Source organism: Flavobacteriales bacterium, assembly GCA_013001705.1.
GTDB lineage: Bacteria > Bacteroidota > Bacteroidia > Flavobacteriales_D > JABDKJ01 > JABDLZ01.
Window position 1 is genome coordinate 1 of record JABDLZ010000102.1, and the last position, 7,539, is coordinate 7,539.

Annotated in this window: 8 protein-coding genes and 1 tRNA gene; all 9 read right to left on the reverse strand. The window is 48.6% G+C overall.

The window, feature by feature from the left end:
* Positions 1 to 369: hypothetical protein (locus HKN79_04265; protein ID NNC82770.1), on the reverse strand; the 369-nt coding region annotated here is incomplete at its 3' end.
* A 40-nt stretch (positions 370 to 409) separates the two neighbouring features.
* A complete protein-coding gene (gene rpoB / locus HKN79_04270; GenBank protein NNC82771.1) occupies positions 410 to 4,210 on the reverse strand; it encodes a DNA-directed RNA polymerase subunit beta in 3,801 nt (1,266 codons plus the stop codon).
* Positions 4,211 to 4,338: 128 nt separating this feature from the next.
* On the reverse strand, positions 4,339 to 4,719 hold the full coding sequence (rplL, locus tag HKN79_04275) for a 50S ribosomal protein L7/L12 (GenBank protein ID NNC82772.1): 381 nt from the start codon (positions 4,717 to 4,719) through the stop codon (positions 4,339 to 4,341).
* Positions 4,720 to 4,755: 36 nt separating this feature from the next.
* The gene (locus HKN79_04280) at positions 4,756 to 5,277 is read right to left on the reverse strand and encodes a 50S ribosomal protein L10 (protein NNC82773.1); all 522 of its coding nucleotides are present in this window, start codon (positions 5,275 to 5,277) and stop codon (positions 4,756 to 4,758) included.
* 20 nt (positions 5,278 to 5,297) lie between these two features.
* Positions 5,298 to 5,993, reverse strand: coding sequence for a 50S ribosomal protein L1 (locus tag HKN79_04285; protein NNC82774.1), 696 nt, complete (start codon positions 5,991 to 5,993; stop codon positions 5,298 to 5,300).
* 16 nt (positions 5,994 to 6,009) lie between these two features.
* Positions 6,010 to 6,447: a 50S ribosomal protein L11 gene (gene rplK / locus HKN79_04290; protein NNC82775.1), complete on the reverse strand. Its 438-nt coding sequence runs from the start codon at positions 6,445 to 6,447 to the stop codon at positions 6,010 to 6,012.
* Between the two features lie 80 nt (positions 6,448 to 6,527).
* A complete protein-coding gene (gene nusG, locus HKN79_04295) occupies positions 6,528 to 7,076 on the reverse strand; it encodes a transcription termination/antitermination factor NusG (GenBank protein NNC82776.1) in 549 nt (182 codons plus the stop codon).
* Positions 7,077 to 7,102: 26 nt separating this feature from the next.
* Positions 7,103 to 7,327 carry a preprotein translocase subunit SecE gene (gene secE / locus HKN79_04300; GenBank protein NNC82777.1) on the reverse strand — a complete coding sequence of 75 codons (225 nt, stop codon included), beginning with the start codon at positions 7,325 to 7,327 and terminating at the stop codon, positions 7,103 to 7,105.
* A 24-nt stretch (positions 7,328 to 7,351) separates the two neighbouring features.
* A tRNA-Trp gene (locus HKN79_04305) sits at positions 7,352 to 7,424 on the reverse strand.
* Positions 7,425 to 7,539: the final 115 nt, after the last annotated feature.

The following is a 7,539-nucleotide window of genomic DNA, read 5'->3' on the forward strand; positions in this document are numbered from 1 at the left end:
GAGGTATCCCATCTTATTGGGTAGGGAACGGAAGTACCAGATGTGTGCTACAGGAACCACCAACTGGATGTGCCCCATACGCTCTCTGCGTACTTTCTTCTCGGTCACTTCCACCCCACAGCGGTCACAGACTATACCCTTGTAACGGATACGCTTGTATTTACCACAGTGGCACTCATAGTCCTTGGTAGGACCGAAGATGCGCTCACAGAAGAGACCGTCACGCTCAGGCTTATACGTCCTATAGTTTATGGTCTCCGGCTTCAGGACCTCACCGTATGATCGCTCGAGGATCTGCTCTGGTGAAGCCAATCCGATGGTGATCGATGTGAAGTCGCTTGATGGTTTGTTGTCCTTTCTAAATGCCATGTTGAACTTTCTATTAGAATGTTGTCAATAGGATGATCGATCAGTCCAGGGTCACGTTGAGTCCCAATCCGCTCAATTCATTGAGCAATACATTGAATGACTCAGGTATACCTGGTGTCGGTAGCGGTTCACCCTTCACTATGCTCTCATAGGCCTTGGCTCTTCCGACAACATCATCTGATTTTACCGTGAGGATCTCTTGCAGGATATGGGCAGCACCGAATGCTTCGAGGGCCCATACCTCCATCTCACCGAAACGCTGTCCACCGAACTGTGCCTTACCACCCAATGGTTGCTGAGTGATCAAGGAGTATGGTCCGATAGAACGTGCGTGCATCTTATCATCTACCATGTGGGATAGTTTGATCATATAGATCACACCCACAGTGGCCGGCTGGTCGAATTTCTCACCGGTCTCACCATCGTAGAGCTGAGTGGTACCATAGGTAGGCACTCCAGCTTCTTTGGTGTACTTGACGATGTCATCCATGCTGGCTCCATCGAAGATCGGAGTAGCGAATTTGACACCGAGTTTCTGACCGGCCCAACCGAGTACGGTCTCATAGATCTGACCGAGGTTCATCCGTGATGGTACACCCAGTGGGTTGAGTACGATATCCACTGGAGTTCCATCCTCCAAGTAAGGCATATCCTCCTCACGAACGATCTTGGCTACGATACCCTTGTTACCGTGACGACCTGCCATCTTATCCCCAACCTTGAGCTTACGCTTCTTGGCGATATAGACCTTGGCCATCTTGATGATACCGTTCGGCAACTCATCTCCAACGGAAACTTGGAAGACCTTACGCTTGTACTTCCCGAGGATCTCGTTGTACTTGAGGTGGTAGTTGTGCAGTACCTCTCCGATCTGAGCGTTGAGCTTGGAATCGGTGGTCCAACCCTTCGGGCTTACGACCAGGAAGTCTACTTTCTCCAGCGCCTTCTGAGTGAATTTGACTCCTTTCTTGATGTACTCCTCCTTATAGTGGTTGAATACCCCTTGTGAAGTCTTTCCGCTGACGAGTTTGAAGAGTTTCTGAACCAATTGGCTCTTGAGTTCCTTCAGCTCGTTGGCTTCTTCTTTCTCCAACTGCTCGAGGATAGGCTTATCAGCTGCTTTTGCCTTACGGTCTTTGACCGCTCTTTGGAATAGCTTCTTGTCAACTACGATTCCTCGCAATGAAGGGGAGGCTTTCAAAGAAGCATCCTTCACATCACCGGCTTTGTCACCGAAGATGGCCCGGAGCAGTTTTTCTTCCGGACTCGGGTCGGACTCCCCTTTCGGAGTGACCTTACCTATCAGGATATCTCCCTCTTTGATCTCAGCACCGATGCGGATCATTCCATTCTCATCGAGGTCTTTGGTGGCCTCTTCAGAAACGTTTGGAATATCTGCAGTGAGCTCTTCCATACCTCGTTTGGTATCCCTTACTTCCAAGGTATACTCATCGATATGTATCGAAGTGAAGAGGTCTTCTTTGACCACTTTCTCAGAGATCACGATGGCATCCTCGAAGTTGTACCCTTTCCATGGCATGAAGGCCACTTTCAGGTTACGACCCAGGGCCAGTTCACCTTTCTCGGTTCCGTACCCTTCGCAGAGCACATCGCCTTTGCTGACCTTTTGTCCAAGTTTGACCGTTGGACGCAGGTTGATGATCGATCCCTGATTGGTCTTCTGGAATTTGATCAATGGATATTCTTTGACATCCTCATCGAAGCTGAGCAATTTCTCGAGATCGCTGCGGTTGTAGCGGATAACGATCTTCTCTGAATCCACATACTCCACCTTACCTGTGCCTTCTGCTGTGAGAAGTACACGAGAATCACGGGCTACACGAGGTTCGAGTCCTGTACCTACGATAGGAGCATCCGGCTTCATCAATGGAACCGCCTGACGCATCATGTTCGATCCCATCAATGCACGGTTGGCATCATCGTTCTCCAAGAATGGGATAAGAGATGCGGCAATCGATGCGATCTGATTGGGCGCCATGTCCATGTAGTCGATCTTCTCTGGTGCAACGATCGGGAAGTCCCCTTTCATTCTGACCTTGACCGATTTGGTCTCGAAGTTCCCTTTCTTATCCACCTGCGCATTGGCCTGAGCGATGACCTTGTCATCTTCATCCTCAGCGCTCAAGTAGGTCATCGATTTGGCCTGGACCTTTCCGTCCTTGACCTCCTTATATGGAGTCTCGATGAATCCAAGCTTGTTGACCTTGGCAAATACACACATGGAACTGATCAGTCCGATGTTAGGTCCTTCAGGTGTCTCGATGGTACACAGTCGACCGTAGTGCGTATAGTGTACGTCACGTACCTCGAATCCTGCTCTTTCTCTGGATAGACCTCCAGGTCCGAGAGCGGACATCCTCCTCTTGTGCGTCACCTCTGCCAATGGATTGGTCTGATCCATGAACTGGGAGAGCTGATTGGTCCCGAAGAAGGAATTGATCACCGAGCTCAATGTCTTGGCATTGATCAGGTCAGTTGGTGTGAATACCTCGTTGTCACGTACGTTCATACGCTCACGGATGGTACGGGCCATACGCGCCAGTCCGACTCCGAACTGCGTATAGAGCTGCTCACCTACCGTTCTGACCCTACGATTACTCAAGTGGTCGATGTCATCCACATCGGTCTTGGAGTTGACCAACTCGATCAAATACTTGATGATGGAGATGATATCGTCCTTGGTCAGTGTACGCTGATCGATAGGTGTATCGCTTCCGAGTTTACGGTTGATGCGGAATCTTCCTACCTCACCGAGATCGTATCTCTGCTCAGAGAAGAAGAGCTTATCGATCACTCCACGAGCGGTCTCCAAATCTGGTGGCTCCGCATTCCTCAATTGTCTGTAGATATGCTCCACGGCCTCTTTTTCAGAGTTGGAGGTATCCTTAGCAAGTGTATTGTAGATGAGTGTGAAGTCGGCCGTATTGACATTCTCCTTGTGGAATATCACGGTCTTGGATCCTGAATCCACGATCTGCTCGATGTGGTCCTTTTCCAGAATGACCTCACGATCGATGATCACCTCGGTACGTTCGATGGATACTACCTCACCGGTATCCTCATCCACGAAGTCCTCGATCCATGTCTTCAGAACACGAGCGGCAAGTTTGCGACCGAGGTATTTCTTCAGGCCGGTCTTGGTGACCTTGACCTCATCCGCCAGATCGAAAATCCCGAGGATGTCCTTATCTGTCTCATAACCGATGGCCCTCAAAAGGGTGGTCACCGGTAGTTTCTTCTTTCGGTCGATGTAGGCATACATGACCGAGTTGATATCCGTTGCAAATTCTATCCAAGACCCTTTGAATGGGATGACTCGGGCCGAGTACAACTTGGTACCGTTGGCATGATAGCTCTGCGAGAAGAACACCCCTGGACTTCTGTGGAGCTGTGATACGATCACACGCTCAGCCCCATTGATCACGAATGATCCTTTGGGCGTCATGTAAGGGATGGTTCCAAGGTATACATCTTGGACGATGGTCTCGAAATCCTCGTGCTCTGGATCCGTACAATAGAGCTTGAGTTTTGCCTTGAGCGGTACCGCATAGGTCACTCCTCTATCGATACACTCTTGGATGGTGTATCGAGGAGGGTCGATGAAGTAGTCCAGGAACTCGAGTACGAATTGATTCCGGGTATCGGTGATGGGGAAATTGTCAGAGAATACCTTGTAGAGACCCTCGGTGGTCCGATCTTCAGGGTTGGTCTCGAGTTGGAAGAACTCTCTGAACGATTTCAGCTGGATATCAAGGAAATCCGGATATTCTGTAGTGAATGGGGACTTGGAAAAATTGATCCTTTCGCTAGTATTTTTCATCGCAGCCTATGATGGGTTTAATGTCTAGGTGGAAGCTTAAAAAAGGGTTGATCCTGTTAAACAGGAAAGGGTCCAGACCCTGAAAGCTTCCTTCAGGGCCTGAACCTCCTTAGTGTGTTGGGTGCAGCTTACTTGAGCTCAACTTCGGCTCCAGCTTCTTCAAGTTGCTTCTTCAAGGCTTCAGCCTCATCTTTAGCAACTCCTTCTTTGATTACGCTAGGAGCACTGTCCACCATCTCTTTGGCGTCTTTAAGACCAAGACCGGTGAGCTCTTTTACTGCTTTCACTACTGCGAGTTTGTTACCTCCTGCAGCTTTGAGTTCCACATCGAACTCAGACTTCTCTTCACCACCACCGGCATCTCCGCCTCCTGCACCAGGAGCGGCAACTGCTACTGCAGCAGCAGCAGGTTCGATACCGTACTCATCTTTGAGTACTGTAGCTAGTTCATTTACGTCTTTAACTGTGAGATTCACAAGCTCTTCTGCGAGTGCTTTGATATCTGCCATTTTATTGGATTTTGTAAGTTGTTAATTCTGTTCTTATTATGCCCTCTCTTCCAGCGCTTTGACCAATCCGGAAATTGTATTTCCACCGGATTGGAGAGCTGAAACGACATTCTTGATCGGTGATTGCAATAGTCCGATGATCTCTCCAACGAGTTCTTCTTTGGATTTCAGATCAGCCAATGAGCTGAGTTGATCATCTCCTATATATATCGCCTCTTCAATGAATGCCCCTTTCAGGATGGGCTTATCATGTTTCTTTCTGAAATCCTTGATAAGCTTTGCAGGTGCGTTGGCCACTTCGCTGAACATCAGCGATGTGGGACCTGAAAGCGTCTCATACAATTCAGAATAGTCATGTCCTTCCACACGGTCGAATGCTTTCCTCAGTAGCTTGTTCTTCACTACCTGCATGGAAACATTGTTCTTGTGACAGGACCTTCTCAATTTATTGGTGTTCTCCACTGTGAGCTCGGAAGTGTCCGCCAGATACAGAACGGAGCTGTTACTGAGCTTCTCAGCCAACTCATCGATGAACTTGTTCTTTTCTTCTCGTGTCATCTCTATTCTAATTATCCGGCTTAAACACTGACTGTCTTAGGGTCTATCTGGATGCTAGGGCTCATAGTTGACGACATATATATGCTCTTCACATAGGTACCTTTTGAGGCACTCGGCTTGAGCTTTATAAGTGTCTGTAAGAGCTCGCGCGCATTCTCCTCGATCTTCTTTGCATCGAAGGATACTTTGCCCACGGCAGCATGAACGATTCCGTACTTATCTACACGGAAGTCGATCTTACCAGCTTTGACGTCTTGGACAGCCTTCCCTATATCCATAGTAACTGTACCGGTCTTGGGGTTGGGCATCAGACCACGTGGTCCGAGTATCCGACCCAAGGCTCCGACCTGTGCCATCACGTTGGGGGTGCAGATGATCACATCTACATCCGTCCAACCACCTTTGATCTTCTGGACATACTCATCCAGACCTACAAAGTCAGCACCGGCCTCGGTAGCTTCACCTTCTTTGTCAGCATTACAAAGTACGAGTACACGCACATCCTTTCCCGTACCGTGAGGTAGGGAGACCGTTCCGCGCACCATTTGGTTCGCTTGACGGGGATCCACACCCAATCGTACGCTGAGATCTATCGAACCATCGAATTTGGTCTTAGAGACCTCCTTGATGATGCTCGATGCATCAGCCAGATTGTATGAGGACGCGTTGTCGTACTTGGACAATGCCTCTCGCATACGCTTTGAAGTTTTCGCCATTGTTCCGAAGTATTAGTTAAAATGGTGAGGGGCCTTTGACAGTGATGCCCATACTGCGTGCAGTACCGGCAACCATCTTCATTGCAGACTCGATGGTGAATGCATTCAAATCCGGCATCTTGTCTTCTGCGATAGCCTTCACCTGATCCCAAGAAACAGACCCTACCTTCATCCTATTGGATTCAGCAGAACCTGACTTCAGCTTGGCTGCTTCTAAGAGCTGTACTGCTGCCGGAGGCGTCTTGATGATGAAGTCGAAAGACTTATCACCATAAACGGTAATCACGACAGGAAGTACTTTACCAGCCTTGTCCTGGGTCCGGGCGTTGAACTGCTTGCAGAAGTCCATGATATTCACCCCTTTAGCACCCAAAGCGGGTCCTACAGGAGGCGAAGGATTGGCTGCGCCACCTCGAACTTGCAATTTGATCAATCCACTGACCTCTTTTGCCATTTTACATTATAAATAGTGTTGTCGTCCACGGGAAGCGCTCCGACAAGGAGCCAGAACTAACAACGGTTCAAAAAAAATTCTTACTCTTTCTCCACTTGCATGTAGCCCAACTCCAAGGGTGTCTTCCTTCCGAAGATCTTCACCATGACTTTGAGCTTCTTCTTCTCTTCGTTGACCTCTTCAATGATTCCTGAGAAACTATTGAATGGGCCATCGATCACCTTCACTGATTCTCCCACATAGAATGGAATACTGAACTCGGCATCTTTCTCTGCCAGTTCATCCACTCTTCCTAATATTCTATTGACCTCTGTCTGTCTCATCGGTACAGGTTCTCCTCGTTTCTCGGCACCGAGGAATCCGATGACATTGGTCACTCCTTTGATGATGTGCGGTACTTCACCTACCAGAGCTGCTTCTATGAGTACATAACCAGGAAAGTGGTTGACCTCCTTGCTCACCTTCTTCCCGTTGCGTATCTGGATACGCTTCTCTTTGGGAATCAGGACTTGCCCAACGAAGTCATCAAGACCGGCACGGCCGATCTCCAACTCGATGAGGTCCTTCACCTTGTTCTCCTTGCCGCTGATGGCTCGGATCACATACCACTTTTTCTCTGTATTGCTCATGTAAAAGCCTTGTGTTTTTAGTCGACTCAGCCGATGAATTTGTAATACAGACCTAACAGACCATCCCACAATCTATCTGTCCCGGTATTCACTCCGAATACATAGTCCATCAAGAAAACGATAAGAGCAATGATCATCGATGCGATGAGCACGACTATGGCACTTGACTGGAGTTCTTTCCATGTAGGCCAAGAGACCTTATGCATCAACTCGCTGTACGACTCTTCGAAATATGTCTTGATTCCTGCCATCTCTCTGTTCTGCTACTTTCTAAGCACGGGCGGTAAGGCTCGAACTTACGACCTTCGGTTTTGGAGACCGGTGCTCTACCAACTGAGCTACGCCCGTAAATCCTCAACAGCCTGTGCTATAATTCAGACCTTTTAAGGACTATATTCTAACGCAAGCAAAGGCGGACTCGAAAGTCCACCTTCTCTTGCAATGATTTTATCGACCTCTTAGC